Annotated in this window: 31 protein-coding genes; 15 read left to right on the forward strand and 16 right to left on the reverse strand. The window is 64.8% G+C overall.

The window, feature by feature from the left end; translation table 11 throughout:
* Positions 1 to 311: 311 nt before the first annotated feature.
* The 4 genes from LK540_RS22330 to LK540_RS22345 all read right to left on the reverse strand — a co-directional run bounded on the left by LK540_RS22330 (position 312) and on the right by LK540_RS22345 (position 2,589).
* The gene (locus LK540_RS22330) at positions 312 to 980 is read right to left on the reverse strand and encodes an OmpA family protein (protein WP_229439595.1); all 669 of its coding nucleotides are present in this window, start codon (positions 978 to 980) and stop codon (positions 312 to 314) included.
* Between the two features lie 155 nt (positions 981 to 1,135).
* A complete protein-coding gene (locus LK540_RS22335; protein WP_136223041.1) occupies positions 1,136 to 1,282 on the reverse strand; it encodes a lmo0937 family membrane protein in 147 nt (48 codons plus the stop codon).
* Between the two features lie 88 nt (positions 1,283 to 1,370).
* Positions 1,371 to 1,628, reverse strand: coding sequence for a hypothetical protein (locus LK540_RS22340; protein WP_229439596.1), 258 nt, complete (start codon positions 1,626 to 1,628; stop codon positions 1,371 to 1,373).
* A gap of 208 nt (positions 1,629 to 1,836) precedes the next feature.
* Complete coding sequence (locus LK540_RS22345) at positions 1,837 to 2,589, reverse strand: glycine zipper 2TM domain-containing protein (RefSeq protein ID WP_229439597.1); 753 nt, start codon at positions 2,587 to 2,589, stop codon at positions 1,837 to 1,839.
* A gap of 234 nt (positions 2,590 to 2,823) precedes the next feature.
* Between LK540_RS22345 and LK540_RS22350 the strand changes: the two genes are divergently transcribed.
* Positions 2,824 to 3,555, forward strand: a complete 732-nt coding sequence (locus tag LK540_RS22350) for a Crp/Fnr family transcriptional regulator (protein ID WP_229439598.1) — start codon at positions 2,824 to 2,826, stop codon at positions 3,553 to 3,555.
* A gap of 265 nt (positions 3,556 to 3,820) precedes the next feature.
* Here LK540_RS22350 and LK540_RS22355 read toward each other — a convergent pair whose 3' ends face one another.
* From LK540_RS22355 to LK540_RS22365, 3 genes are all read right to left on the reverse strand, one after another.
* On the reverse strand, positions 3,821 to 4,042 hold the full coding sequence (locus tag LK540_RS22355; protein WP_229439599.1) for a glycine zipper 2TM domain-containing protein: 222 nt from the start codon (positions 4,040 to 4,042) through the stop codon (positions 3,821 to 3,823).
* 22 nt (positions 4,043 to 4,064) lie between these two features.
* Positions 4,065 to 4,385 carry a BON domain-containing protein gene (locus LK540_RS22360; protein WP_229439600.1) on the reverse strand — a complete coding sequence of 107 codons (321 nt, stop codon included), beginning with the start codon at positions 4,383 to 4,385 and terminating at the stop codon, positions 4,065 to 4,067.
* 122 nt (positions 4,386 to 4,507) lie between these two features.
* Positions 4,508 to 6,571: an AsmA family protein gene (locus LK540_RS22365; protein ID WP_229439601.1), complete on the reverse strand. Its 2,064-nt coding sequence runs from the start codon at positions 6,569 to 6,571 to the stop codon at positions 4,508 to 4,510.
* 188 nt (positions 6,572 to 6,759) lie between these two features.
* Between LK540_RS22365 and LK540_RS22370 the strand changes: the two genes are divergently transcribed.
* The 6 genes from LK540_RS22370 (at position 6,760) to LK540_RS22395 (ending at position 9,980) form a co-directional block, all read left to right on the forward strand.
* Positions 6,760 to 7,146, forward strand: coding sequence for a DUF4398 domain-containing protein (locus tag LK540_RS22370; RefSeq protein WP_229439602.1), 387 nt, complete (start codon positions 6,760 to 6,762; stop codon positions 7,144 to 7,146).
* Between the two features lie 154 nt (positions 7,147 to 7,300).
* On the forward strand, positions 7,301 to 8,203 hold the full coding sequence (locus tag LK540_RS22375) for an OmpA family protein (protein ID WP_229439603.1): 903 nt from the start codon (positions 7,301 to 7,303) through the stop codon (positions 8,201 to 8,203).
* 49 nt (positions 8,204 to 8,252) lie between these two features.
* Entirely contained in the window at positions 8,253 to 8,792 is a 540-nt protein-coding gene (locus LK540_RS22380; RefSeq protein ID WP_229439604.1) for a bacterioferritin, read from the forward strand.
* Between the two features lie 42 nt (positions 8,793 to 8,834).
* On the forward strand, positions 8,835 to 9,158 hold the full coding sequence (locus tag LK540_RS22385) for a YqjD family protein (RefSeq protein WP_229439605.1): 324 nt from the start codon (positions 8,835 to 8,837) through the stop codon (positions 9,156 to 9,158).
* An 18-nt stretch (positions 9,159 to 9,176) separates the two neighbouring features.
* Positions 9,177 to 9,563: a phage holin family protein gene (locus LK540_RS22390; RefSeq protein ID WP_229439606.1), complete on the forward strand. Its 387-nt coding sequence runs from the start codon at positions 9,177 to 9,179 to the stop codon at positions 9,561 to 9,563.
* Positions 9,564 to 9,584: 21 nt separating this feature from the next.
* Positions 9,585 to 9,980, forward strand: coding sequence for a hypothetical protein (locus LK540_RS22395; RefSeq protein WP_229439607.1), 396 nt, complete (start codon positions 9,585 to 9,587; stop codon positions 9,978 to 9,980).
* A 162-nt stretch (positions 9,981 to 10,142) separates the two neighbouring features.
* Here LK540_RS22395 and LK540_RS22400 read toward each other — a convergent pair whose 3' ends face one another.
* Entirely contained in the window at positions 10,143 to 10,676 is a 534-nt protein-coding gene (locus tag LK540_RS22400; RefSeq protein ID WP_229439608.1) for a hypothetical protein, read from the reverse strand.
* Between the two features lie 90 nt (positions 10,677 to 10,766).
* Positions 10,767 to 11,231, reverse strand: a complete 465-nt coding sequence (locus LK540_RS22405; RefSeq protein ID WP_229439609.1) for a glycine zipper 2TM domain-containing protein — start codon at positions 11,229 to 11,231, stop codon at positions 10,767 to 10,769.
* A gap of 216 nt (positions 11,232 to 11,447) precedes the next feature.
* Between LK540_RS22405 and LK540_RS22410 the strand changes: the two genes are divergently transcribed.
* The 3 genes from LK540_RS22410 (at position 11,448) to LK540_RS22420 (ending at position 13,770) form a co-directional block, all read left to right on the forward strand.
* Positions 11,448 to 12,053: a hypothetical protein gene (locus tag LK540_RS22410; protein ID WP_229439610.1), complete on the forward strand. Its 606-nt coding sequence runs from the start codon at positions 11,448 to 11,450 to the stop codon at positions 12,051 to 12,053.
* Positions 12,054 to 12,137: 84 nt separating this feature from the next.
* Positions 12,138 to 12,452: a BON domain-containing protein gene (locus LK540_RS22415; protein ID WP_229439611.1), complete on the forward strand. Its 315-nt coding sequence runs from the start codon at positions 12,138 to 12,140 to the stop codon at positions 12,450 to 12,452.
* A 49-nt stretch (positions 12,453 to 12,501) separates the two neighbouring features.
* On the forward strand, positions 12,502 to 13,770 hold the full coding sequence (locus LK540_RS22420; protein WP_229439612.1) for an AI-2E family transporter: 1,269 nt from the start codon (positions 12,502 to 12,504) through the stop codon (positions 13,768 to 13,770).
* Positions 13,771 to 13,809: 39 nt separating this feature from the next.
* Here LK540_RS22420 and LK540_RS22425 read toward each other — a convergent pair whose 3' ends face one another.
* The 3 genes from LK540_RS22425 to LK540_RS22435 form a co-directional block, all read right to left on the reverse strand.
* A complete protein-coding gene (locus LK540_RS22425; RefSeq protein WP_229439613.1) occupies positions 13,810 to 13,992 on the reverse strand; it encodes a hypothetical protein in 183 nt (60 codons plus the stop codon).
* A 237-nt stretch (positions 13,993 to 14,229) separates the two neighbouring features.
* Positions 14,230 to 15,144, reverse strand: coding sequence for a YihY/virulence factor BrkB family protein (locus LK540_RS22430; RefSeq protein WP_229439614.1), 915 nt, complete (start codon positions 15,142 to 15,144; stop codon positions 14,230 to 14,232).
* Positions 15,145 to 15,262: 118 nt separating this feature from the next.
* Positions 15,263 to 16,300 carry an OmpA family protein gene (locus LK540_RS22435; protein WP_229439615.1) on the reverse strand — a complete coding sequence of 346 codons (1,038 nt, stop codon included), beginning with the start codon at positions 16,298 to 16,300 and terminating at the stop codon, positions 15,263 to 15,265.
* A 465-nt stretch (positions 16,301 to 16,765) separates the two neighbouring features.
* Between LK540_RS22435 and LK540_RS22440 the strand changes: the two genes are divergently transcribed.
* The 5 genes from LK540_RS22440 to phbB all read left to right on the forward strand — a co-directional run bounded on the left by LK540_RS22440 (position 16,766) and on the right by phbB (position 20,878).
* The gene (locus tag LK540_RS22440; RefSeq protein WP_229439616.1) at positions 16,766 to 17,371 is read left to right on the forward strand and encodes a winged helix-turn-helix domain-containing protein; all 606 of its coding nucleotides are present in this window, start codon (positions 16,766 to 16,768) and stop codon (positions 17,369 to 17,371) included.
* A gap of 199 nt (positions 17,372 to 17,570) precedes the next feature.
* Positions 17,571 to 18,323 (forward strand): glutathione peroxidase, encoded by a 753-nt coding sequence (locus tag LK540_RS22445; RefSeq protein ID WP_229439617.1) that lies wholly within the window; start codon positions 17,571 to 17,573, stop codon positions 18,321 to 18,323.
* Positions 18,324 to 18,414: 91 nt separating this feature from the next.
* Positions 18,415 to 19,281, forward strand: a complete 867-nt coding sequence (locus tag LK540_RS22450; protein WP_229439618.1) for a zinc-dependent peptidase — start codon at positions 18,415 to 18,417, stop codon at positions 19,279 to 19,281.
* 102 nt (positions 19,282 to 19,383) lie between these two features.
* Positions 19,384 to 19,938 carry a hypothetical protein gene (locus LK540_RS22455; protein ID WP_229439619.1) on the forward strand — a complete coding sequence of 185 codons (555 nt, stop codon included), beginning with the start codon at positions 19,384 to 19,386 and terminating at the stop codon, positions 19,936 to 19,938.
* Between the two features lie 193 nt (positions 19,939 to 20,131).
* Positions 20,132 to 20,878 carry an acetoacetyl-CoA reductase gene (gene phbB / locus LK540_RS22460; protein WP_229439620.1) on the forward strand — a complete coding sequence of 249 codons (747 nt, stop codon included), beginning with the start codon at positions 20,132 to 20,134 and terminating at the stop codon, positions 20,876 to 20,878.
* A 6-nt stretch (positions 20,879 to 20,884) separates the two neighbouring features.
* Here phbB and LK540_RS22465 read toward each other — a convergent pair whose 3' ends face one another.
* The 4 genes from LK540_RS22465 to LK540_RS22480 form a co-directional block, all read right to left on the reverse strand.
* Entirely contained in the window at positions 20,885 to 21,253 is a 369-nt protein-coding gene (locus LK540_RS22465; protein WP_229439621.1) for a TraR/DksA family transcriptional regulator, read from the reverse strand.
* A gap of 227 nt (positions 21,254 to 21,480) precedes the next feature.
* Positions 21,481 to 22,080 (reverse strand): hypothetical protein, encoded by a 600-nt coding sequence (locus tag LK540_RS22470; RefSeq protein WP_229439622.1) that lies wholly within the window; start codon positions 22,078 to 22,080, stop codon positions 21,481 to 21,483.
* Positions 22,081 to 22,095: 15 nt separating this feature from the next.
* Complete coding sequence (locus LK540_RS22475; RefSeq protein WP_229439623.1) at positions 22,096 to 22,953, reverse strand: hypothetical protein; 858 nt, start codon at positions 22,951 to 22,953, stop codon at positions 22,096 to 22,098.
* Between the two features lie 108 nt (positions 22,954 to 23,061).
* Positions 23,062 to 23,427: a VOC family protein gene (locus LK540_RS22480; RefSeq protein ID WP_229439624.1), complete on the reverse strand. Its 366-nt coding sequence runs from the start codon at positions 23,425 to 23,427 to the stop codon at positions 23,062 to 23,064.
* Positions 23,428 to 23,482 lie beyond the last annotated feature (55 nt).

Below are 23,482 nucleotides of genomic sequence, written 5' to 3' on the forward strand. Positions count from 1 at the left end.
CGCCTGTCCGGGGCTGGCTTGTGGCCGGGCCGTAGGGCGCTGACGTTCGGTTTGTTGCTGTTAATAGATTGCTCAAGCAGCAAATCGCGCTTGAGGGCAACATAAAAGCATTTCGGATAAACAAATGTCAAATTCGATTGGATGTTTGTTTGATTAACACAACAGGTATGCCATCAACTCATAGGGTCATAGGCTAATTACTCGTCTAGACGTCTATACAAAAAGGCCTCGAGCATAAGTAAAACTCACGCTCGAGGCCCTTTTTACTTATCCTCCTCGCCTCGCTCCAGCGGAGCCTGGCGGGATGGGACTCAACCCTGTGCCGGTTCGGCGACGAAGATCTCGACGCGGCGGTTGCGGGCACGGCCGGCCGCATCGCCGTTGTTGGCGATCGGCTCGCGGTCGGCGCGGCCTTCGATGGTGATGCGGTTCGGATTCACGCCGCGGCCAGCCAGGTAGTCGCGCGTGCGCGAAGCGCGGTCGACCGACAGCGGCTGGTTGATCGACACGCTGCCGGTGTTGTCGGTATGGCCGATGATGACGACGTTCGTGTTCGGGTTTTCCTGCAGGGTGGTGGCGAAGCGCTGCAGGATCGGCTGGAAGTTCGACTTGATGTCGGAGCGGCCCGTGTCGAACGAGATATCGCTCGGGATTTCCAGCTTCAGGCGGTTATCCGAGGTCTGCGACACTTGCACGCCGGTGCCTTGCGTGGCCTGTTCCATGGCCTGCTTCTGCTGCTCCATGCGCTTGGACCAGATGTTGCCGATCACGGCGCCGGCAGCGCCGCCGAGGACGGCGCCCTTGGTGGCGCGGCTGCTGCCGCCGCCACCGGTGGTGCCGCCGATGATGGCGCCGAGGGCCGCACCGGCGCCGGCGCCGGTGGCGGTGCCGCGCTGGGTGGCGCTCATGTCGGCGCAGCCGCTGACGCCGAGTGCGAGAATGGTTGCTGCGATGGCGGATTTGGTGAGGTTGGTAGTCATAATCGCTCTCCTTAAAGAAAAAATCCGTTTCGTAGGCGCACCCTGCGGGCACGTCCGCGAAACGGATTGGTCAAACAAACTTCTGTTGGCGCATGCGATTGTCGATGCAATCGCGGGCGGCAAGCCGACGCAAGGCGTCACTCGCGCGCTGGCGCCTATATGCCTCGTCCGCTGATCAGGCGCACCAGGATCATGATCACGGCAACGACCAGCAGGATGTGGATGAAGCCGCCGATGGTGTACGAGGTAACCAGGCCGAGCAGCCACAGGACGATCAAAACGATGGCAATAGTATAAAGCATGATGAGTCTCCTCAGACATTAGCGCCTCGGTGGCGCGGTAAGTCCAGTATGAGGCGGGCTGCTCAGCACCACCGTTCGATGGCCCACATTATGCGCGAGATTTTTGTTCTTTTTGCATCCCGCCGCTTTGCAGGCCGGCGCTTTGCAGCCCCGGAATCCAGCCCATGAAGCCGAGCAGGCCGACCACGCCGATCAGGCAGGTCAGCAGGCCGCCGGCAACGAGCAGCGTCACGTCGTGCGGCGCCACCGCATGCCCCTCGGGCAGCGGCGGACCCGCGGACACCAGGCCGAAGCCCGTCACAAGCAATCCCCAAACGATGATGCCGATCCACGCGAGGCTATTCATGGTAATCCCCTTTTCGATGGTTGGTGTCCGGGACTTGCCGCAGCAGGTGCCCGGCGCCGGCTGGTGTGCTCTTAGTTTCCGGCGTAGAAACATTCTGGTGCCAGCTCAGCAGTAATTCCGTGCGTTGGCGCACATTGCACTGGAGAAAATATCAAGGCCGGGCATCCTCGCGGATGGCCGGCCTCGAAAAGGGGAAGGATGATCTTGATCAGGCGGCGCGCAGGCGGCCCTTGACGATGCGCACGCGGTCGCCGCTGCGCCATTGCGGCTGGCTGCTCTGGTGGAAGGTGCGCAAGGTGCCGTCGTCCAGGCGCACCCGGATTTCGTAGCTGGTGCTGGCCTTCATGTTGCCTTCGACCTGGTTGCCGACCACGGCGCCGCCGATGGCGCCGGCGACGGTGGCCAGCTGGCGGCCATGGCCGCCGCCGATCTGGTTGCCGAGCAAGCCGCCGACCACCGCACCGCCGGCCGCGCCCAGGCCGCTGCCCTGGGCGCGCTGCTTGATGGCGCGCACCGATTCGATGTTGCCGCAGTTGCCGCACCATTTTGGTGTCTCCGCGGCGGCGACCTGGACCGGCTCCTTCTCGGCCTTCGGATGCACGACCGGAGCAGGGGCCGGCGCGGGCGCGGGGGCGGGAGCGGGGGCATAGCCCTGGGCCAGCTGCTGGGCAGGATAGGCCGGTGCGGCCGGGGCCGCAGTCATGGCGCCCTGGGCGGCGAGCGGATCGGCGCCGGCGGCCGGCAGGGTCGGCGCATCCTGGTTCGCCGGCGGCAGGGTGGCCGCCAGCGCGGCGCGGTCGGCTTCGCTCAATTGACGGCCCGAATTGCCACCGATCGAAGACGGAATCCAGCCCATGATGGCGGCGGTGCCGACCAGGCAGAACAGGACGACGGCAAGCGCCGCGATCAGGAGGAGCGGGTGGTGCTGGGCGCGCGCCGGGGGAGTAGGGATATTGTTCATGGCTTGTTCCTCGACAGATTGCAGGCCGCGTGTACGGCCCGCGCCGGCCAGGCAGCGCGCCCGGTCGACGCTGCTGATTGTCCTCAGGAACAACAAGGTATTCCGTGCGTCACCGAACATACTTCCTCCTATGGGAGGATTTACTCTGATCGAAATTGTTTGCAAATGTATCCGCTGTTCGTGCCCCGTCCTTTTACCCGAGGCGGGACGCGTGCAGCCTACCACGAGGGTCCGATGAATTTTGCCGCTTCCCACGACGTCGCCGAGCACAACGCCAATTTGCTGCTGGCCGCGCTCCCGCCGCAGGAGTTGGCCCAGGTGTTGCCGATGCTCGACCAGGTAAAGGTCGAGGCGGGAGAGGTATTGTCCGAAGCGGGCGAGCCTTTCCACCACATTTACTTTCCCCACGACAGCCTGATCTCGCTGCTCGGCGTGGCCGGCGGGCGCCTCACGCTCGAGGTCGGCCTGGTCGGGCGCGAGGGCATGCTCGGCGCCACCGTCGCGCTTGGCCACCAGACGGCCCAGGTGCGCGCGGTGGTGCAGCGGCCCGGGAGCGCCAGCCGCATGACGAGCAGCGATTTCCGCGCCGAGTTCGCGCGCAATCCGGCGCTGCAGCGCGTGCTCTACCGCTACACCGACACCCTGCTGGCGCAGGCGATCCAGATCGCCGTCTGCAGCCGCTTCCACGTGCTCGAGGCGCGCCTGGCGCGCTCGCTGCTGATCACGCGCGACCGCCTGCAATCCGACAAATTCCACCTCACGCACGAATTCCTGGCCCATGCGCTCGGCGTGCGCCGGGTCGGCGTAACAAAAGCGGCCAGCGCGCTGCAGCAGCAGGGATTGATCATCTACAGCCGCGGCAACATCGAGATCCTCGACCCGGTCGGGCTGGCCGCGGCGGCCTGCACCTGCTACGAGATCGTCAAGGATGCCTCGGTCGGGGCATTGTCGAGCGCCTTCGTTTGACGCGGGCGCGTAGGGTGGTCCGGGCCGCGAGAGGCGGCTTCATCCGGGCGTGTGCGGTCACGCGGCTTTTGCGCCGCCCACGCGTTCAACCATCTGCAAACCCGTCGCGGCGTGTCATCGTGGGTTTGAACGCGTGGACGGCGTTCACGCAGCATGCTCGTCCAGCACCAGGGTAAAGCCGTCCACCCTACGCCATCCCCCACACACAGCCTGCAAACAACAACGCCCCGCAAGCGGGGCGTTGTTGCATCGGGCTGAAAACGATTTAGTTCGTTTTGCCGGTCTGGTTGCCGATCACGCCGCCGACGGCTGCGCCGCCCACGGTGCCGACGGCCGAGCCACCGGTCAGGACGCCGCCGACCACTGCACCGGCGCCGGCGCCGATGGCGGTGTTCTTGTCTTGCTGCGACATGTTGGAGCAGCCGGTCATGCCCAGTGCCAGGGTTGCGATGGTTGCGCTCACTGCCAGTTGTTTGATGGTTTTCATAATGATCTCCTTGGGTGGGGTTTTACTTCAGGCGCAGGTCGTTGTGTACCGACTTGACGCCCTTCACGGTGCGCGCAACCGACGCTGCGGTTGCCACATTCTCTGCCGAGCTGACGAAACCGCTCAGCCTGACGATGCCTTCGCGGGTGGCGACATCGATGTCCGCTGCGCGCAGCTCCGGCGCCTTGCCGATGGCTGCCTGGACGCCGGTCGTGATCGTCGCGTCGTCCACAGCCCGGGCTTCAGTTCTTCCCGGCACATTGCCGGAGGAAACACAGCCGCTGGCCATGCTTCCGAAGCCCAGGACCGCGAGCAAGGCCACGGCCGGTTTCCAGTACGTCATGCAGTTTCCTCGAATGCCGCTTTTCACTTCGGCGATGGGTCCAGAATAGGCCAGCGCACAAATGAAGTCTGTTCGACAACACACACTGTGGCTGGCCCTGCTTTGGGTCTTACATTTTTACATTACTTCTTCGTCTTGCCGGGCGGCGGCGCGGTCGGCTTGGCGTTGGCCAGGGCCACCAGCTTGGCGCAGTCGCTGTTCTCGCCAGGGCCGGTATTGATCAGCGGGAGCAGGGCCGCCACCGGCGCCGCGATGGTCGCCAGGGCTGCCGCGCCGCCCGCCTTCAGGGCCAGCGTCTTCTTGTCGACCGACACGTCCGGGTCGCTGAAGGTGCCGCGCACGTAGAGCGGGGCGCGCAGCGTGAACAGGCGCAGGGCCTTGGTCTCGGGTTTCACGGTCAGGTCCATGCCTTCGTTGCCCAGGTTGACGTTGCCGCTGACGTTGATGATCGCCTCTTTCGTATCGACCACGAAGACCTGCGACTGCATCACGCCCTTCTTGACGTCGAAGTCGGCCGCCAGGCAGTTCAGTTCCACCGGCTTGTCGCCGAACAGCTTGGTGAGCACCATGTTGCCCACGTTCAGGCCGGCCATCTCGAGCAGCATCTTGCTGATCGTGCCCTGGTTGACCAGTGCCTTGACCTCGCCGTTCGAGGTGCCGAGCAGGGAAGCGACCGAGGTGCCGGTGGCCGACAGTTGCGCGTCGCCGTTCACCTGGCCGACCGTGGCCTGCATCTGCTCGATGGTCGGGAACAGTTGCTTGATCTGGATGTGGCGCGCCGAGACCTTGGCCGTGGCCGCGATGGTATTGCCGGCCGCGCCGCTGCCATCCAAACGGATCGTCGAGCGCAGCGTGCCCCCGGCCACGCCGAAGTCGAGCGGCGCCAGGGTGATGACGCCATCCTTCATGATCAGGTGGGCCGAGAGCTTGCTGATCGGCAGGGTCTTTTCGCGGACAATCTTGTCCGCTGCATACTTCACATCGGCGTCGATGGCTTTCCAGCGCTCGGTACGGAACTCTTCCACCGGCAAGACCTTGCCGCCCGGCTGCACCGCTTCCACGCCGCGCGCCTTCTTGCTGGCGTTCGAGTCGGCGCCGACCAGCGGGCCCAGATCCTCGAACACCAGCTTGTTCGACGCCACGTTGCCCGACAGCTTGCCGCGCGGCTTGCCGCCCTCGTAGACCAACTTGCCGTGGATGTCGCTGCTGCCGACCTTGCCCTTGAAGTCCTCGTAGGTCCAGCGCCCGTATTCACGGTCGAGCTCGCCGCGCAGGCGGCCAGCGGTCGAGAAGGCCGGGGTTTCCGGCAGCGTGATGCCGGTGAAGTTGTACAGGCGCGCCATGCTGCGGCCGGCCAGTTGCAGCTGCAAATCGACCGCCTTCAGCTTGGCCGGGGAGGTGACGGTGCCCTCGATCGCAATGCGGCTGGGGCCGCTGCGCATGTCGGCCTGGATCGGGTAGGGCGTGTTCTGGTCCTTCAGCGACAGCACCTGGCCCACCTTGCCGCCGCCCGTGACCGGCGCGCCGTTGTAGCTGCCGCCGACCTCGAAGCTGATGCCGTACTTCGGATCATTGGCGAGCGTGCGCACGTGGGCCGTGACGTCGGCCTTGGTGACGGCGTCGACGAAGCTCACCACGCCGTCGGTCAGGACCACGCGCTCGAGGTCGAGCTTCCACTTCGATTCCTTTTCCTCTTTCTTGTAGACCCAGTTGTAGTGACTGGCGTCGGTGCGCACCAGGTCCACGCGCGGCGAGTCGAAGCGCAGCACGGGGATGCCGATCGTGTGGTGCAGCAGGCCGAGCGGGTTCAGCGAGAACGAGAACTGCTTCACCGCCGCCATGTCGGCCTGCTTCATGTGGGCCGGGTTGCCGACGTGGACGTCGTTGGCGATCAGGTGCGGCCAGGGAATCCAGTCGCGCAGGTTGCGGTCGCCCGGCGCCATGCTGCGCGCCGGGATTTCCCATTCCACGTTCAGGTTGCCGCGGATGGCGAACGGACGTTCGATGGCCTCGCTGACCTTGGCGTTCAGCCAGGGGCGGGCCTTGTTCCAGTCGAAGGTCAGGATGAAAATGACGGCGATGACCGGGATCGCAATCAGGATACCGATTGCGCTGAGGATGATTTTCTTGCGGCGGCCGTTGTGGGGCTTGACGGCGCCGTGCTGGGGAGTTGTGGTGTCTGGCATGACGATCCTTCGCTGGGTGTCAGTGTTGAAGCCAGCTTAGCGCAAAGACAAGGGTCATCAATGTGCGGTGTCGCACGCTGAAAACGGATGAGCATTGCGATCGGTGGTCAGTGTGCGCTAGCGTACCGAACTCGTCTCATAACAAGCTTATAACGTTAACAACTTCCTCACATAAACAGGAGAACCGGATGGACAAGCAATTCCCGATGAAGCGTGCAGTTGGCAGTGCTGCGCTGGCAGCGATGCTGGTACTGACCGGTTGCGCCAGCCAGAAAGCGCCGGCCACCGCCGATGTCGCGGTGTCGCGCAATGCAGTCCAGAACGCCGTGCAGGCGGGCGCCGCCGAGCTGGCCCCGGCCGAGATCACTGCGGCGCGCGCCAAGATGATGCGCGCCAACGAAGCCCTGGCCGCACGCGACTACAAGCTGGCGCGCGAGCTGGCCATGCAGGCCCAGGCCGATGCGCAACTGGCGCAGAGCAAGGCGAACTCGGCCAAGGCCACGGCTGCTTCCGACGCGCTGAACGAAGACCTGCGCGTGCTGCGCCAGGAAGTCGAGCGCGCGAACTCGCAGTAAGAGCAATGAGGAGGACGGCAGTCGCCATGCGCGCCGTCCACCATGCAGTACGCCTGCACATCCGTGCAGCACACCATGACAGCGCCGCACCGCGCATGCCGGCGCACCGCGATCCCATGCGCCATGCGGCGCCAACGACAAGGAGGGCAAGAACATGAAAAACCGTTTCCTGAAACCGGCCGTCTTCGCCAGCGCCATCCTGCTGGCCGCCTGCAGCAGCACGCCGACCACCACGCCGACCCTGGACCAGGCGCGCGCCGATTTCGTTTCCGCCAACAATAACCCGCAGGTCTCGACCTACGCGCCGATGGAGTTCCGCGACGCCAGCGCCGCGCTCGACGCCGCCAACACCGCCGCCGCCAAGAAGGAAAGCCTGGAAGACATCGACCGCCTGGCCTATGTGGCCAAGCAGAAGATCGCCACCGCCCAGGAAGTGGCGCGCGCCAAGGCCGCCGAAGCGAATATCGCGAACGCCTCGATGGAGCGCAACGCCGTGCGCCTGGAAGCGCGCACCGCCGAAGCCGAACGCGCCAAGCGCGAAGCCGAAGCCGCCCAGGCCGCCGCCATGGCCGCCCAGCAGCAGGCGAACGCCGCCGCCGACCAGAACCGCGCCCTGGCCGAACGCGCCGCCAAGCTCGAAGCGATGCTGGTCGAACTGCACGCCAAGCAGACCGAGCGCGGCATGGTCGTCACCATCGGCGACGTGCTGTTCGCGACCGGCCAGGCGACCCTGACGCCTAACGGAACCTCGACCCTGCGCAAGCTCGCCGAGGTGATGCAGCAGAACCCGGAGCGTACCGTGCTGGTCGAAGGTTTTACCGACAGCACCGGCAGCTCGAGCTTCAACCAGGACTTGTCGCAGCGCCGCGCCAACGCGGTCGCCACGGCACTGGGTGAAATGGGCATCGAGCGCCAGCGCATCGCCACCAAGGCCTATGGCGAAGCCTTCCCGGTCGCAGGCAACGATACCGCCGGCAACCGCCAGCTGAACCGCCGTGTCGAGATCGTGCTGTCGAACGGCAATGCGCCGATTCCGCAACGCACTGCCGGACGCTGAGCAGGCGGACCCTTAGTTGAAGTAAATGAGCCGAGGTAAAGGAATCATCATGGAACAGTCCGGCAAGCCCCTGGCACACGGCTTCGACATCGAAGCCATCCGCCGCGCCGCCGCCAACATCGACGAAGGCGCCGTCACCGACGGCTACGCGGCCGACCGCGAAGCCGTCATCGCCATGCTGAACGATGCGCTCGCCACCGAGCTGCTGTGCGTGCTGCGTTATAAACGCCACTACTACACGGTGAGCGGGCCGAACAACGGCGCCCTGAAGGCCGAGTTCCTGGAACACGCCCAGCAGGAGCAGGACCACGCCGACCGCATCGCCGAGCGCATCGTGCAACTGAACGGTTCGCCGAACTTCAACCCGGCCACGCTGACCGCGCGTTCGCATGCCGAGTACGACGATTCCGACGATACCCAGGCCATGGTGCGCGCCGACCTCATCGCCGAGCGCGTGGCCATCGAGTCCTATCGCCAGATGATCCAGGCGATCGGCGACAAGGACCCGACCACGCGCCAGATGCTGACCGAGATCCTCGCCGTCGAGGAAGAGCATGCCGACGACATGCGCGATTTCCTCGTGCCGTAACCACGTTTTATCCAACCCCATAACCAACAACAGGAGTACATCATGCAAGACACCACCGCCCGCTCGATCGACAACGGCCTGAACAATGCAAATGCCGACATGAAAGTCCTGGTCAAGGATGCGCAATCGCTGCTGAGCGCAGCCGCTTCGCTGACCGGCGACAAGGCCGACGAGCTGCGTTCGCGCGGCATGGAACTGCTGGACCGCGCCATGGGCAAGGCCAGCCAGTACCAGGGTCAAGCTGTCGTCAAGAGCAAGGAACTGGCGCACACGGCCGATGTCTACGTAAAAGACAACCCATGGCGCACCGTCGTTGCTGCCGCCAGCGTCGGCCTGCTGGTCGGCATCGTCTTGGGTCGTAAATAACACACGTCGGAGAGCGCCATGGAAAAGACCGACACCGTTGTACATGGTCCCGGACTCATGGGCGGCATCTCCGGCCTGGCGAAGAACCTGTTCGGCCTCATCGTGTCCCGCGTGGAATTAGCGGCACTCGAGTTGTCGGAAGTGCGCAACCACGCGATCGAACTGCTGGCGATCTTCGCCGGCGCGATTCTCGCCGTGTGGTTCGCACTGGCCTACGGCACCGCGACAATCGTGGCGCTGGCCTGGGACGCCATGGGCTGGAAGATCCTGCTGGTGCTGTTCCTCGTGTTCCTCGTCATCACGGCCGTGCTGGTGATGCGCGGAATGGCGATGCTCAAGCAGGGCAAGCTCGCCTTCCCGGAAACGATGAACGAATTGCGCAACGACCGCGACGCACTGCTGTAAGCGTCTACCAGGGGAGGGAACATGGACAAGCATCATCATCATAACGACGAACCGACCGGCCTGGCCGGTCACAAGCACAGCCGCGACCCTGCAACCCGCAAGGCCGAGTTGCTGCGCGAGGGCGAGTTCTACCGTGCCGGGGTGGCGTACGCGCGCGCACAAGTGAAACACGGCGCGCGGCCCGAAGTCATGTTACATTCTGCTTTCGACCACGCGACATGGGCACTTCGGGCCAGGGCTGATGCTCTGCTGAAACCCACGGGTACCAGCATCTCGGTCCTGATGCCGTATGGCCTGGCTGCCTTCAACTTCGTGCGCCAGCGGCGCATGGGCAAGCAGGCACTGGCAGGTGCGGTACTGCTGGGTGTAGCGGGCTGGTTCATGCAGAAGCGCCGGGCAGCACGCGAAGTATCCTGAGCACGGCCGCGTTGCATGCGGCTTGCCTGGAATGCGCAACCCGTTTGCGCTCCTGGCAAGCCCGATCCTCGCGGTGTCGACGAAAGAATATGGTGGGGCTTGAGCGGCGTCGCAATCGTTGATTGGGCGCCGTCTTTTTTTGCTGATGGCCTGCAGACGGCCTCAGCGCCCCACCGTGGTAGTTCCGGCGCCGGCTGCCTGTTCCGTGCCGGCATTGCCCGTGCTGCCGGAACCTGTGCCGCCGGCGTCCGAGCTGCCAGCATTGCTGGAACCGGCATTGCTGGACCCCACGTTGTTCGAGCCAGCGCTGCTGGCACCCGCATTGCTGGAACCCGCGCTGCCGGCGCCAGCCTGCACCGGCGCCTCGGCGCGCACCGCCTTCATTTCGCTTTCCCAGGTGGCCTGGGCAGTCTTCAAGCAAGCCTGGCGCTCTGCCGCCGGCCCCGCCTTGCAGGCATTCTTCGCTTCATCCAATGCCGCGCCGATTTCCTTGGTACGCGTACGCATGCGTTCCTGGCGCGTCGTGTCTTCCTTGGACCAGCGCACCGGGTCGCCCTGGGCGATCTCGCGCGCCTGCTTGCTGGCCGCGGCCGGCGGCACGTTAGCATCGGTGCTGGCCTGGGCCAGGGCGAGGGGTGCGGCGGCGGCGAGGCAGGCGCCAAGCACGGCGCGTCCGGCGATCGTTCGAAGCTTCATGATGACCTCCACAAAGAATGCGGGCCGGCGCAGGCCGGCCCGTGGGCGTTTCGACAAGGAGGGAGCCGGGGAGCGCTCCCGGATACGGTCTTAGTAGCGGTAGACGCGGCCGTCGACCAGGCGCACGCGGTTGCCCACGCGCAGGTCGTAGACGCTGTCCTGGACCACGGTACGGTATTCGCCGTTGTCCATGCGCACGTTCACCTGGTACATCTCCTGGCCATTGCCGGCATTCCGGTTGCGCTCGACATTGTTGCCGATGGCGGCGCCGGCCACGCCGCCGGCCACCGTGGCCGCCGTACGGCCGCTGCCGCTGCCGACCTGGTTGCCCGCGAGGGCGCCGATCAGCGCGCCGGCCACGGCGCCGCCGCCGCTGGTGCGGTTTTCGGCCTGGGTCACCTGGATCGACTCGATCGTGCCGTAGCCCATCGAGGCGGTGTTGTTGTAGCCGCTGTTGTAGCCATTGTTGCCGTACGAAGGGCCGTTGCTGGCGCAACCGGCGAGGACGGCGCTGGCTGCGACGACCGCAGCTGCAAGGGTGCGGGTAGCTTTCATATTGTTCTCCTGGCAAATGATGTATGGCCAGAATAGGCAGTGCGGAGCAGGGGGTCTGTGCGATGACGCACTCATTGTTGCCGAGTTGCTAATGCTGAGCAGTATCACGCTGTTGTGTTCGACACCGTACAGAAATACACCGTCAAGGAGCGTAAAACATCATATGTGTTGACAGATAGAGCACAAATGGAGCACTCGAAGAACATGACGACAAGAATGAAAAATACGCATGCCCTGCTGATCCTCGGCGCCGCCCTGTTGTGGGTAGGCCATGCCCGCGCCCAGGCCGTCACGACGCCGGCCACGCCGGCCGCCACCGCGGCGGCAACTGCGGGCACGACGCCGGTGCCCGACGCCAAGACGGCCTATGAACGGGCGCGCGACACGGCCGCCGCCAACTACAAGACGGCGCGGGCGCGCTGCGACAGCCTGAGCGGCAACCCGCACGACGTGTGCGAGGCCGAGGCCAAGGCCGAGCGCGTGCGCACCGAAGAAGAAGCCGGCGCCGCCTACAAGAACACCCTGAAGGCCTATACCCAGGCCCGCATGCGCATCGCCGACGCCAACCATGCGCGCGACAAGGCGCGCTGCGGGGCGCTGGCGGGCAACGACCGCGACGTGTGCATCAAGCAGGCCAAGGCGACCCTGGTCGCCGCTCAGGCCGATGCCACCGCGGACCGCAAGATGATCGAGGCGCGCAGCAATGCGCGCGAAGACAAACTGACGGCTGAATACCGGGTCGCACTGCAGAAGTGCGATGCGTTTGCCGGCGCGGCGAAGGACCAATGTGTCCAGGCCGCAAAAACCGCGTACGGCAAGTGACGTACCGGCCCCGCTCGCAGTGAGCAAGCAGTAAACATACGACGCAGTGAATATTTTTTGACCAACGAAAGAAAGGGATACATCATGAAAATCACCCAACGCCTGGCCACCGCTGTCTTCACCGGCGCACTCGCCTTCACCATGGTCGGTTGCGCTTCCGGCCCGCAAAAGGAAAGCGCCGGCGAATACGTCGACGACAGCGTCATCACCGCCAAGGTGAAGGCTGCCTTCGCCGCCGACTCGAACGTCAAGGCAACCGAAATCAACGTCGAAACCTTCAAGGGCGACGTCCAGCTGTCGGGCTTCGTGTCCGATGCCGGCGATGCGCAGAAAGCCGTCGCGATCGCCCGCGGCGTGAAGGGTGTAAGCTCGGTCAAGAACGATATCCGCGTGAAGTAATCCACGCAGCCGGGGCGGCGCGGTCCGGCGACTAACATTCGGCAAACACATGCAACTCGCCAGACCGGGCTCGGCAGCAGCCGAGCCAAACCATTCCGCCGCCCCCGAGGGAGTGCCGGCATTCGCGGCAGACGCCGCCAGGCCGGACTCCCTCGAGCCGCCTTCTCACGGCCATCCGCATCATCCCGACGACCTGGCCCTGCATTCCGGCGGCCTGCGTCTTCCCGTCCATGTGAACGCCCGAGGGCTGTCGCTGGGCATCCTGGCCACCGTGGCCTTTGTCTTCGCGCTGCAATGGGCGCAAAAATTCTTCGTGCCGCTCCTGCTCGGCATCTTCATCGCCTACACCCTGAGTCCGGTCGTACGCTGGCTCGAGCGCCTGCGCATCCCGCGCCTGATCGGCGCCACCATCGTCACCGGCGTGCTGCTGGGCGGCATGGGCGCGACCATGTACCGGCTGCAGGACGAATTCTTCAACATCCTCGACGAACTGCCGACGCTCACGCACAAGGTGACCAAGCTCGTCACCAGCGCCACCGGCGGCGAGGGCTCGACCATCCAGCGCGTGCAAAAGGCCGCCGCCGAGATCGAGCAGGCCACCGCCAACGTCGGCGCCAACCCGCGCCTGATCCAGCGCCGTCCCACGGTCGCGGCCCAGCACTCCTCGAGTTTCCGCATCACCGACTGGCTGCTGGCCGGCTCGGTCGGCCTGGCTTCCTTCGTCACCCAGTCGACCATGGTCGTGTTCCTGGTGTTCTTCCTGCTGCTGGCCGGCGACACCTTCAAGCGCAAGCTGGTCAAGCTGACCGGGCCCTCGCTGACGCGCAAGAAAGTGACCGTGCACATCCTGGACGACATCAACACCTCGATCCAGAACTACATGTTCATGCTGCTGGTCACGAACATCCTGCTGGCGCTGCTGATGTGGGTGGCACTGCGCGCGATCGGCCTGGAAAACGCCGGCGCCTGGGCCATCTTCGCCGGCGTGGCCCACATCATGCCTTACTTCGGCCCCTTGCTGATCACCTCGGCCACCGGCCTGGTCGCCTTCATGCAGTTCGAGTCGCTGCGCATGGTCATCCTCGTGGCCGGCGCCTCGATGGGGATCGCCACCCTGGTCGGCATGGTCGTCACTACCTGGATGACCGGCAAGATCGCCAAGATGAACCCGGCCGCCGTGTTCGTCAGCCTGCTGTTCTGGGGCTGGCTGTGGGGCATGTGGGGCCTGCTGCTCGGCGTGCCGGTGGTGGTGGTGTTGAAGGTGGTGGCCGAGCGGGTCGAGGGGATGGAAGCGCTGGCGGAGCTGCTGGGCGAATAAGGGCACGGCATGCGGCAGGGGATGCCTATTGGCGACGGCTTATCTCACCGCGTCTGCGTCAAATTCGTTATGTAGATTGAATACGGTCCCTTTGCCAAATTGCGCTTCGAGCTTTTGCCGCGCGTCTTCGAGACTGTAGGCCGCGACTGCCACACGCTTGCCAGGAACGTCGGGACCGGCTTCCCAGATGATGGCGTGGTAGAGCTTCTGGTTCAGTTCCATAATGGTATGGTGAGAGCGAATCGGCGGCGAATGCGGGCCTCGGATTGGGGGCAGGCATGGGCGCTTATTGTAGACCGCCGCGCCAAAACTGGCGCGGTCTGGCTGAAGGTCGTTAATAGGATCGGCAAAGGCGCCTGTGATTATGTGGCGACGGAAGCGTGATTACTTTCGCTTCCATCGCCAAGACCTATGCACGGCACTCTGTGCTAGACAAAGAAAAAGTTCGACGCACGGTTTTCAGCTCATGCGCTTGACCTTCTTGGCCCCGGTCTCTTCCTTCGGCTTGTGCCGCAAGCTGCCTAGCTGCAGCGCATACTGGCGCGCGAACTCGGCGCCGAGGAAGAAGATCTGCGCCGAGTAATATACCCACAGCAGCAGGGCGATCAGCGAGCCGGCCGCGCCGAAGCTGTTGGCGGCGCCGCTGTTGCCGATGTACAGGCCGATGCCGAATTTCCCCAGCGTGAACATGGCGGCCGTGCCGAGCGCGCCGATGGTGACGTCGTGCCATGACAGGTGGACGCGCGGCAGCAGTTTGTAGATCGTCCCGAACAGGGTGGCGATGACGAGGAAGCTGATGCAGGAGGAAATCCAGCCGACGATGATCGACGCTTCCTTGTACATGCCGCCGAAATAATTTTCGACCACGGCCATTGCCGCGCTCACGACCAGCGACACCATCAGCAGGAAGCCCAGCACCAGGATCAGGCCGAACGAGAGCAGGCGCGTGCGCACCGTGTCCCACCAGCTGGCGTCCTTCGGCGGCGGCACGTCCCAGATCTCGTCCAGGCTGTCCTTCAGCTCGGCGAAGACAGAGGTGGCGCCGACCAGCAGCAGCACGGTGGCGATGATGGTGGCCATCAGGCCGCTGTCTTTGTTTTGTGCGCCGGCCAGGATCGCCTGGATGGTGTCGGCGCCTTGCGCCCCGACCAGGCCGCGCAATTCATTGAAGAGCTGACCCTGCGCCGCTTCGGCGCCATAGAAGAAGCCGGCGATCGCGATCACCAGCACCAGGATCGGCGCCAGCGAGAACAGGGTGTAGTAAGCCAGTGCGGCGCCCTTGCTGGCGGCGCGGTGCTCCAGCCATTCGGTGACGGCGCACTTCATCACGTGGATGATCTGGCGTGAATATGGGAACCATTGTTTGACGGCCATACCGGATCTCCAAAAAAGGGGAAAAGAAAAAGGGGCACGAGGCCCCTTGAGCCGGACGTCCTGGGACGTCCGGGTGAAGGGGCAATGTCGATCTCATTGCCCCTGCCGGCTGACCGGATTACTGCACGCGTTTTTCGATCGTGATCTGCTCGACTTCGACGCGGCGGTTCGGTTCCAGGCACTTGATCAGGTCTGCACGTTTCTTGTCGTTGCACTCGACGACAGGATTCGCTTCGCCCTTGCCGATGGCGTTCAGGCGGCTACCGTCGATGCCCTTGCTGACCAGGTAGTCACGCACGGCGTTGGCGCGGCGCTCCGACAGCTTCTGGTTGTAGCTGTCCGAACCCAGGCGGTCGGTGTAGCCGGTGATGTCGACGTTGGTGATGCTGGTGTCGGCTTGCAGGGCCATGGCGATCTCGTCCAGGCGGGTCTGTGGCATGCGCAGCTCAGCCTTGTCGAACTGGAACAGTTCGGTTGCCGACATCGTCACTTTTTCGAAACGTGCTGGCGGTGGTGGCGGCGGAGCGACCGGTGCCGGTGCCGGAGCCGGGGCTTCGACGACTGGTGCTGGAGCCGGTGCCGGTGGTGCTGGCGGCGGGTTGAACGCGTAGTTCAGGCCGACGGTGACGTACTTGTTGTTGCTTTGTTCGAAGCCGTAGCGTTCGTCGTCACGCAGGAAGCCGCGCACCGAACGGATGTCGGCCTGCAGCGACCACTGTGGGCTCAGGCTTGCCTGGAAGCCGATACCGGCGGTGGCATATGGCGAGTTCTTGCTGACGAAACGCTGAGCGTTTTCAACCTTGTCGCGCTCGGCGCCGACGCCGAACAGGATGAATGGGCGGAACTGTTTACGCGACAGCATCAGCAGCGCATCGACACCGACCAGGGTCTGGCGATAGCGTGCAGCGCCATCTTCGGTACGGACCTGGGTGGCGCCGATCTGGATGTCCCAGTACGGGTGCACGGCCTTACCGAACTTCAGGCCGCCGCCCCAGTCCTTGTCGTCCACGCCGAAGTTGCTGTCAGGCTTCATGCCGACAACGCTAGGCTGGATGTACCAGGACGGGTTAATGATCTCAGACGCTTCTTGAGCCAGCGCGGTGCCGGCGGCGCAGAGCATTGCGACGGCCAGGGCGATCTTCTTCGAATTATTCACAGGAAACTCCCATAAGTTGAAAAGGTAGGGTGACATCGCGTGCCTTGACAGTGATGTTGGAGTGAAGAATACGAGGCCGAGTTCCGGAGGGTCCGTGCGCTAGCGCACCTATGAGTACTGCTGAGTGACAAAACCGCAACGTTGACAGCTTGATTTCACATTTGCTCTATATAGAGGGAAGGCGGATTTAACTTAATTGGAGGAAACTTTCTAATTTGTCGTGCTCCGTTGTAATCGTACAACAAACGCGATTTTTCTCGAGTTCATTTGATTTTTGACAAGTTCCATGCTTGTCGAAATTCTTCATGGAATTTTACCAATGTGGGCTGGCGCACAGACCGGACAGTCTGACGCAGGCAATCTTGTGGCCAGTTAAGCGGAACCCAAGGTGTTGTCAGGGTGTCAGACAGACACACAGCGACCCGGACCACACAGTCTCTCTCTATCTCAACGGAGTACACCAACATGCATGCAACGACCCATCACAACGCGGTGCAAGGCGAACACGGCGCAGTGCACACTTCCAGCAACTCAGCGCTGATCGAACGCGTGCCGCCCCAACCGACCGAACGCGCCCCGATTTCGTTGGCGCCGATCGAGCGTGTGCGGTCTACCTCGGCCACCCAGCGCCGGATCGAGAACATGCAAAAGCTCATCAACGAACTGTCGACCCATGAGATGCTCGCCGACGAGATCGCATGGTTCCTGAAATTCTCGCCGTCCGGCGCCCGCAAGTACATCCGCGACCTGCGCGAAGCCGGCGTCATCGAACTGGCCCGCTATATCGAAGGCACCGCCACCTACCTGGGCAAGGCCGTGTACCAGATCTGCCCGGACCAGGAACGCGTGAAAGCCTTCCTGGCCGCCATCTGCCAGCCAAAGCGCGAAGGCGCCGCCCCACGCAAGGAGCGTCCAGGCCTGCGCGAGCAGAGCATGGCCGGCAGCGGCCGCCACTTCCACATCCTGGCCGACGACACCCACTACGCGATCCGCGTGAACCGCAGCCCGGTCGCCCGCGATCCGCTGGTCGCCGCTCTGTTCGGCCCAGCGCCTAACCAGGTCGGCAAGTAACGCGCTCCGGCGCCTGCCGGAAGTGCGCAGCGGTGGAGACCCGTGGCGCCCTTCCTGAATCGACGATCGCTGTCGTCAAGTAAACGCCGCCCAGTGCGGCGTTTGCCGTTTACATCGAGTGGTTGGTCATTGCCGCCAGTTGAAAACCTGCCAACAAGCCCCACCTGCGGCGGATATCCTGATAACAGAAAGGAATCCCATGCTGCCGAGTGCCGAATCGCTGGAAGGCAAACCAGTACCGAATGTCACGTTCAAGATCCGCCCGAACGACGTCTGGCAAGACCTGGGCAGCGACGAGCTGTTCAAGGGCAAGACCGTCGTCGTCTTTGCGTTGCCCGGTGCCTACACGCCTACCTGTTCCTCGACCCACCTGCCGCGCTACAACGAACTGGCCGCCGTGCTGCACGATAACGGTGTCGACGAGATCGTCTGCATCTCGGTCAACGATGCCTTCGTGATGAACGAATGGCGGCATGGCCAGGACGCGGACGCGATCACCTTCATCCCCGACGGCAATGCCGACTTCACGCGCGGCATGGGCATGCTGGTCGACAAGCGCGAACTCGGTTTCGGCCAGCGCTCGTGGCGCTATTCGATGCTGGTGCGCGACGGCGTGATCGAGAAGATGTTCATCGAAGAAGAGGGCGAGGGCGATCCTTTTGCCGTGTCCGATGCCGACACCATGCTCAGGCACATCAACCCGCAGGCCGTGGCGCCGGAACCGATCGTCATGTTCTCGCGCCCCGGGTGCCCGTTCTGCGCACGCGCCAAGGCGGCGCTGGCACATCACCGTTTGCGTTTTACGGATATTTCTCAGAGCCAGAAGATCAATATCAGTGTGTTGCGCGCCGTGAGCGGGAACATCACCTGGCCCCAGGTCTTCATCGGAGGCCGCCTGATCGGCGGCGCCGATGAGCTCGATGCGCACCTGGCCCAGCGCGTGACGGCGTGAGTGGCCCTGCTTTATCGGGCAAGGTGTGCGGCAACCTGCTTGCAGGCACGTCGGACAGCTTGATGGATGGCTTATTTGACAGGACGCGCTGATGGAAGCCCTGCTGACCGTTTCCGCCCTCGTGGCCGCGGGCCTGTTGGCCTGGGCAATCCCGCGCTGGCGCCTGCACCGCGCGCTGGCCCGGCCCTTGCCGCAGGAGGCGCTGGACACGCTGGCGCGCAATGTCGAGCAGTATGGCGGCATGGGCGCCGCCCAGCGCACCCGCCTGGAGCGCCTGGTGCGCCGCTTTCTGCACGAAAAAACCTTCGTCGGCTGCGCCGGCCTCGAGATCACCGACGAAATGCGGGTGACCATCGCCGGCCAGGCCTGCCTGCTGCTGCTCGGCACCAGGGGCGAGCTGGTCTATCCGACCCTGCATTCGGTGCTGGTCTATCCCGGCGCCTTCCTGGTGCCGCGGCGCCAGGTCGACGAAGCCGGGGTGGTCAGCGAGGAACGCCAGGACTTGCTGGGCGAATCCTGGGGCGACGGGCGCGTGATCCTGTCCTGGGACCACGTGCGCCGCAGCGACAACGAGGAGCCGCCTTCGCATAACGTCGTGCTGCACGAGTTCGCCCACCAGCTCGACAGCGAATCCGGCAGCACGAACGGCGCGCCTTACCTGGGCAGCGCCGAGCGCTACCGCAGCTGGTCGGAAGTGCTGTCGCGCGACTTCGCCGCCCTGCGCCACGATGCCTGGTTCGGCCAGCAGGGCGTGCTCGACCATTACGGCGCCACCAATCCGGCCGAGTTCTTCGCGGTGGCCACCGAGGCCTTTTTCGAGCAGCCGCACCGCCTGGCCGAACGCCACGCGGCCCTGTTCGAGGAATTCCTGAAGTATTACCGGGTCGATCCACGCGCCTGGAGTGCGCCGCCGGCGCCGGTGCCGGATTACGGCATGGTGTATGGGCAATGGCAGTAGACCTGTCCTGGAGCGCGAGGCGCTCCAACTGCGTGCGTTTGCGTACAGATTGAGCAGCCCAGCAGGAGCATCCTGTTGTCATTACAGACGCAGGAGAATCCCATGTCTACCATCATTGCAGGACACTTCGAACTCCAGGACGAGGTCGACGTCGCGCGCCGTGCCCTGGCCGAGGCCGGTTTCAGCCAGGAGCGCATCAGCGCGTTTTACCTGAGCCAGGCCGGCCAGCACGACATGACCCCGATCGGCGGCGACAACCTCCATTCGCCGGGCGCCAAGGAAACCCCGGTCGGGGTGGTGCAGGGCGCGGCCACCGGCGGCGCCATTGGTGCGGCCGTCGGCACGGCCACGGTGCCGCTGACCGGCCCGGCCGGCCCGATCGTTGGCGGCCTGGTCGGCGCCCACGTCGGTTCGCTGTTCAGCTTTTCCAAGATGAAGGAAGCCGGCGAGCACGAAGAGGGCGGGCGCGCGCCGGTCGAGCAGCGCAAGGCGGGCATGCTGGTGGCCGTCGCCTTCGACGAAGCCGGCGACGAGGGGCGCGCCGTCGAAGTGTTGCGCAAGCTGGGTGCGGTACAGATCGAACGGGCGCGCGGGAACATCGTGGACGGCGACTGGGCCGATTTCGATCCGTCGCAGCCGCCGGATATTGTGCACTGAGCGCCCACTGAGCCAGTACCGGGCGCTCACCGCGCATTCGCCGCCTGCTCGCTTGCCATTCGGCGAACCTGTTTTCCGGCGCACCGCAAGCGGGCCGGGCAGTATATGTATTTGATCCATCTCAATGTTCACGGGAGCCGCGCTCCTAGACTTGTCCGTTCCGGCCGCCTGGCCGTCGACAAGGGGACACAAGATGGAAGAGAAACGCGTAGCACTGGTGACCGGGGGCATGGGCGGCCTCGGCACCGCCCTGTGCCGCCGCCTGCATGACGCGGGCTTTGCGGTTGCACTGACCTATTCGCCGGGCAATCCTGCCCCCGCAGGCTGGCTCGCCGCCCAGCGCGACGACCATTACCACTTTACCGCGTACAAACTCGACGTGACCGATCACGATGCCTGCGCCGCCACCGTGGCGCGCCTGCTCGATGCCTTCGGCCGCATCGACGTCCTGGTGAACAACGCCGGCATCACGCGCGACCGCAGCCTGCGCAAGATGTCGATGGACGACTGGCGCGCCGTGCTGTCCACCAACCTCGACAGCGTATTCAACATGAGCAAGGCGGTGATCGAGCCCATGGTGAACGGGCGCTGGGGCCGCATTGTCAACATTTCCTCGGTGAATGCGAACGCCGGCGCCTTCGGGCAGGCGAACTACGCCGCGGCCAAGGCCGGCATGCACGGTTTCACCAAGGCGCTGGCGCTGGAAACGGCGCGCTTCGGCATCACCGTCAACACGGTATCGCCGGGCTACCTGCGCACGAAGATGGTGAGCGCCGTGCCGGCCGAGATCATGCAGACGAAAATCCTGCCGCAGATTCCGGTGGGGCGCCTGGGCGAGCCGGACGAGGTGGCGGCCCTGGTTGCTTACCTGGCATCGGACGCGGCCGGTTTCGTGACCGGCGCCGACATTGCCATCAACGGCGGCCAGCACATGCGCTGACTGCGCCTAGCGTTTCTCGAAGCGCGTCTGGCAGGCAATGCACAGGCGCGCTTCGGGGCGGGCCTGCAGGCGCGAATAGCCGATGTCGTTGCCGCATTCCTCGCACAGGCCGTAGCTGCCGTCCTCGAACTTGGCCAGCGCCTTGCGCATTACCTGCATCTGTGCCGCATTGTGCCCGGCCGCTTCGAGCGCGAGGTCGTTCAGCAGGCGCACGGTGGCCTTGTCGGCGGGCGAGGTTTCGACTTCGGACACGGGCAGGTCGCGCCCGCCCGCAGGGGGCGATTCGGCAACGTCGTTCAGGCCGCTGAGCGCGGCAAGGCGGGCCTCGAGGGTGGCGCGCAACTGCGCCAGCTGGCCTTGGTCGAGGGCGGCCATGGCAGGGGCATGCATTCAGGACCGCAGCGCGACAAGGCGTTGCGCAGGCCGCATGCTGGCCTGAAGCAAAGGAAAGCGGTCCATTGCGCACTCCCCGGGTGACGGTGTGGGGACAGTGTAGCGCGATGCGGGCGGGAAGAACATGGGCGCACGCGTGCGCCCATTACGGCGGCTCGGGCGGCTGATGTGCCCCGGGCGCTTGAAGTGGATCGGGTGGCTGGAGCGGCTCAGGCGGGCTTGCTGGCCGGGGCCGGCGTCTTGTTGGCCTCGATCGCCGCCATGTGCGCGCGGATCTTGTCGAGCGCGCCGACGATGGAGGCGGCCTGTCCGGTGGCCGCGGCGCCGGCCAGCTGCAGCAGGCCGCCGACCAGGCCGGTGATGTCGCCGATCAGGGTGATCTTGCGGATCTTTTCCGCCGCTTCGGTGGTCAGGGCGATGACGCCGCGCTGCGATTTGCCGAGCGACTTCACGGTGTAGGTGGCGGCGTCGGCGTACAAACCGTTGGCGCGCTGGCGCAGGATGACTTCGTCCTCGAGCAGGGCGCGGGCAGCGGCCTGCACCGCATCGGGTACGGTGCGGCCCTCGTAGGCGCGGATGTCGCGCATGATGCGATCGTGCAGCTGGTCTGCGCAGGCGGACAATTGATCCGCCAGCTCGACGATCTGCTGGACGCTGGCGAGGCCGCCGCCCTGGTCCGTCGCCGGGGTCGACGCACCCGCCGTGGCCGGGGCTGCCGTAGCGGATGCCGCGCCGCCATCCATGGCCGCGTCCGGTGCCGCACCCTTGTCCCTGGCCGCGCCGGCGGCTGCCTGATTCTCGTTTTCCATCGCATCTCCTTCGGATCAGTCGCCGGACAGGCCGTCGCGGATCATTCGCAAATCCCGCGCGTAATTGCCCAGCATGCGGCGCACATCTGCCTCGGACAGCTTGTGCAGGTTCTCGCGCAGCTTCTGGTGGCCGAGCGCGACTTTCGTCAGGCCCTGCAGCGCGAGGTCGTAGCGGCGGTCGATCAGCTTGTATTCGCTGGCCTTGTTCAGGTAATGCACCTTGGCCAGGGTAACCAGCATGCGGTCGCCGGTCTTGTTGTTGAACGGCAGCTCGACGTCGAAGATGCCGAGGATGGTCTTCTTTTCATTTTCATTGGTCTTGTAGTACAGGCGGGTGAGCGAGATCATGGCTTCCAGCAGCACCTGCACGTCGGCGTCGCCGTCGCGCACCATGGTTTCCACGCTGCGGTTCTGGTAGCCCGAGGCGATCACCCGCGTCAGCAGGCGGGTCAGGCCGGTGTAGGCGGCGATATGGCGCTGCTGCAGGCCCGATTCGGTATTCGCCTTCAGTCCGTTGCCGAGATCGTCGATGCGTTCCGACAGGTCGTAGCGGGTGTCGCCGGCCAGCAGGCTCAGGGTCTGCATGTAGAGCACCACCGCCTTTTGCACGCCGACGAAGTCGTCGTAGACGGCGCGGCGCTTGGCATCGTTCTCGCGCGCCAGCTTGTCGGCGGCGGCGGGCAGGTAGGGCTGTTCGCGCTCGTAGGTGTCGCGGTAGCGGCGCGAGAGCTCGGCATAGCCGCCCAGGCGCGCCGAGGCGTCGGCGAATTCGCGCACCTCGGTCAGGCTGACGGGACCGTTGGTGGTCGCACAGCCGCCCAGGAACAGGCTCAGGCCCAGCAGGGCGGTGGCGACGAGACGGGAAGTGTTCATCGGGTCCTTTCGAACGGCGAAGATGCCGGCCGGAAAGTACCCATTCTGGCAAACGCCGCCTGCCGCGGCGTTGCAGTTGGTCAACTCATTCGCTGAGGGTGTTGCGCCTTACGCGACCTTGCCCAGGTCGAAGTGGGGATTCTCGATGATGCCGAACAGGTTGCCGTACGGATCGCGGATGGTGGCGACCCGGATCCCGTCGCCGACGTCTTCCACCGACGACTCGACCGTGGCGCCGAGTCCTTCGAGGCGCGCCACCTCGGCCCCGGCGTCGGACGTGCCCCAGTAGGCGGTGGCGCCGGCGCTGCCGGGCACGCCGTCGGGAACCAGGCCCAGCTCGAAGCCGCCGACCTCGAAGCCCACGTAGAAGGGCTGCTCGAAGTAGGGCGCCTTGTCGAGCACGCGGCGGTACCACTCGGTGGCCTCGGTCAATTGCGTGACGGGGTAGATGACGGTGCGCAGTCCCTGGATCATGGCGGTCCCTTTAATTGATTTTGGAACAATCGTGCATCAAGCCGGAGGGCTTGTC

The organism is Massilia sp. IC2-278 (assembly GCF_020708045.1).
Lineage (GTDB): Bacteria > Pseudomonadota > Gammaproteobacteria > Burkholderiales > Burkholderiaceae_D > Telluria.

What these genes read in the sequence shown, in the direction of transcription:
- LK540_RS22450 (WP_229439618.1), top strand. Translation starts at nt 18,415, where the DNA reads ATGGAAGCCCTGCTGACCGTTTCCGCCCTCGTGGCCGCGGGCCTGTTG.
- LK540_RS22480 (WP_229439624.1), bottom strand. Translation starts at nt 23,427, where the DNA reads ATGATCCAGGGACTGCGCACCGTCATCTACCCCGTCACGCAATTGACC.
- LK540_RS22345 (WP_229439597.1), bottom strand. Translation starts at nt 2,589, where the DNA reads ATGAACAATATCCCTACTCCCCCGGCGCGCGCCCAGCACCACCCGCTC.
- LK540_RS22360 (WP_229439600.1), bottom strand. Translation starts at nt 4,385, where the DNA reads ATGACGTACTGGAAACCGGCCGTGGCCTTGCTCGCGGTCCTGGGCTTC.
- LK540_RS22355 (WP_229439599.1), bottom strand. Translation starts at nt 4,042, where the DNA reads ATGAAAACCATCAAACAACTGGCAGTGAGCGCAACCATCGCAACCCTG.
- LK540_RS22395 (WP_229439607.1), top strand. Translation starts at nt 9,585, where the DNA reads ATGGACAAGCATCATCATCATAACGACGAACCGACCGGCCTGGCCGGT.
- LK540_RS22405 (WP_229439609.1), bottom strand. Translation starts at nt 11,231, where the DNA reads ATGAAAGCTACCCGCACCCTTGCAGCTGCGGTCGTCGCAGCCAGCGCC.
- LK540_RS22380 (WP_229439604.1), top strand. Translation starts at nt 8,253, where the DNA reads ATGGAACAGTCCGGCAAGCCCCTGGCACACGGCTTCGACATCGAAGCC.
- LK540_RS22375 (WP_229439603.1), top strand. Translation starts at nt 7,301, where the DNA reads ATGAAAAACCGTTTCCTGAAACCGGCCGTCTTCGCCAGCGCCATCCTG.
- LK540_RS22430 (WP_229439614.1), bottom strand. Translation starts at nt 15,144, where the DNA reads ATGGCCGTCAAACAATGGTTCCCATATTCACGCCAGATCATCCACGTG.
- LK540_RS22370 (WP_229439602.1), top strand. Translation starts at nt 6,760, where the DNA reads ATGGACAAGCAATTCCCGATGAAGCGTGCAGTTGGCAGTGCTGCGCTG.
- LK540_RS22385 (WP_229439605.1), top strand. Translation starts at nt 8,835, where the DNA reads ATGCAAGACACCACCGCCCGCTCGATCGACAACGGCCTGAACAATGCA.
- LK540_RS22365 (WP_229439601.1), bottom strand. Translation starts at nt 6,571, where the DNA reads ATGCCAGACACCACAACTCCCCAGCACGGCGCCGTCAAGCCCCACAAC.
- LK540_RS22400 (WP_229439608.1), bottom strand. Translation starts at nt 10,676, where the DNA reads ATGAAGCTTCGAACGATCGCCGGACGCGCCGTGCTTGGCGCCTGCCTC.
- LK540_RS22475 (WP_229439623.1), bottom strand. Translation starts at nt 22,953, where the DNA reads ATGAACACTTCCCGTCTCGTCGCCACCGCCCTGCTGGGCCTGAGCCTG.
- phbB (WP_229439620.1), top strand. Translation starts at nt 20,132, where the DNA reads ATGGAAGAGAAACGCGTAGCACTGGTGACCGGGGGCATGGGCGGCCTC.
- LK540_RS22455 (WP_229439619.1), top strand. Translation starts at nt 19,384, where the DNA reads ATGTCTACCATCATTGCAGGACACTTCGAACTCCAGGACGAGGTCGAC.
- LK540_RS22415 (WP_229439611.1), top strand. Translation starts at nt 12,138, where the DNA reads ATGAAAATCACCCAACGCCTGGCCACCGCTGTCTTCACCGGCGCACTC.
- LK540_RS22445 (WP_229439617.1), top strand. Translation starts at nt 17,571, where the DNA reads ATGCTGCCGAGTGCCGAATCGCTGGAAGGCAAACCAGTACCGAATGTC.
- LK540_RS22335 (WP_136223041.1), bottom strand. Translation starts at nt 1,282, where the DNA reads ATGCTTTATACTATTGCCATCGTTTTGATCGTCCTGTGGCTGCTCGGC.
- LK540_RS22420 (WP_229439612.1), top strand. Translation starts at nt 12,502, where the DNA reads ATGCAACTCGCCAGACCGGGCTCGGCAGCAGCCGAGCCAAACCATTCC.
- LK540_RS22350 (WP_229439598.1), top strand. Translation starts at nt 2,824, where the DNA reads ATGAATTTTGCCGCTTCCCACGACGTCGCCGAGCACAACGCCAATTTG.
- LK540_RS22330 (WP_229439595.1), bottom strand. Translation starts at nt 980, where the DNA reads ATGACTACCAACCTCACCAAATCCGCCATCGCAGCAACCATTCTCGCA.
- LK540_RS22340 (WP_229439596.1), bottom strand. Translation starts at nt 1,628, where the DNA reads ATGAATAGCCTCGCGTGGATCGGCATCATCGTTTGGGGATTGCTTGTG.
- LK540_RS22425 (WP_229439613.1), bottom strand. Translation starts at nt 13,992, where the DNA reads ATGGAACTGAACCAGAAGCTCTACCACGCCATCATCTGGGAAGCCGGT.
- LK540_RS22390 (WP_229439606.1), top strand. Translation starts at nt 9,177, where the DNA reads ATGGAAAAGACCGACACCGTTGTACATGGTCCCGGACTCATGGGCGGC.
- LK540_RS22440 (WP_229439616.1), top strand. Translation starts at nt 16,766, where the DNA reads ATGCATGCAACGACCCATCACAACGCGGTGCAAGGCGAACACGGCGCA.
- LK540_RS22470 (WP_229439622.1), bottom strand. Translation starts at nt 22,080, where the DNA reads ATGGAAAACGAGAATCAGGCAGCCGCCGGCGCGGCCAGGGACAAGGGT.
- LK540_RS22465 (WP_229439621.1), bottom strand. Translation starts at nt 21,253, where the DNA reads ATGGCCGCCCTCGACCAAGGCCAGCTGGCGCAGTTGCGCGCCACCCTC.
- LK540_RS22410 (WP_229439610.1), top strand. Translation starts at nt 11,448, where the DNA reads ATGAAAAATACGCATGCCCTGCTGATCCTCGGCGCCGCCCTGTTGTGG.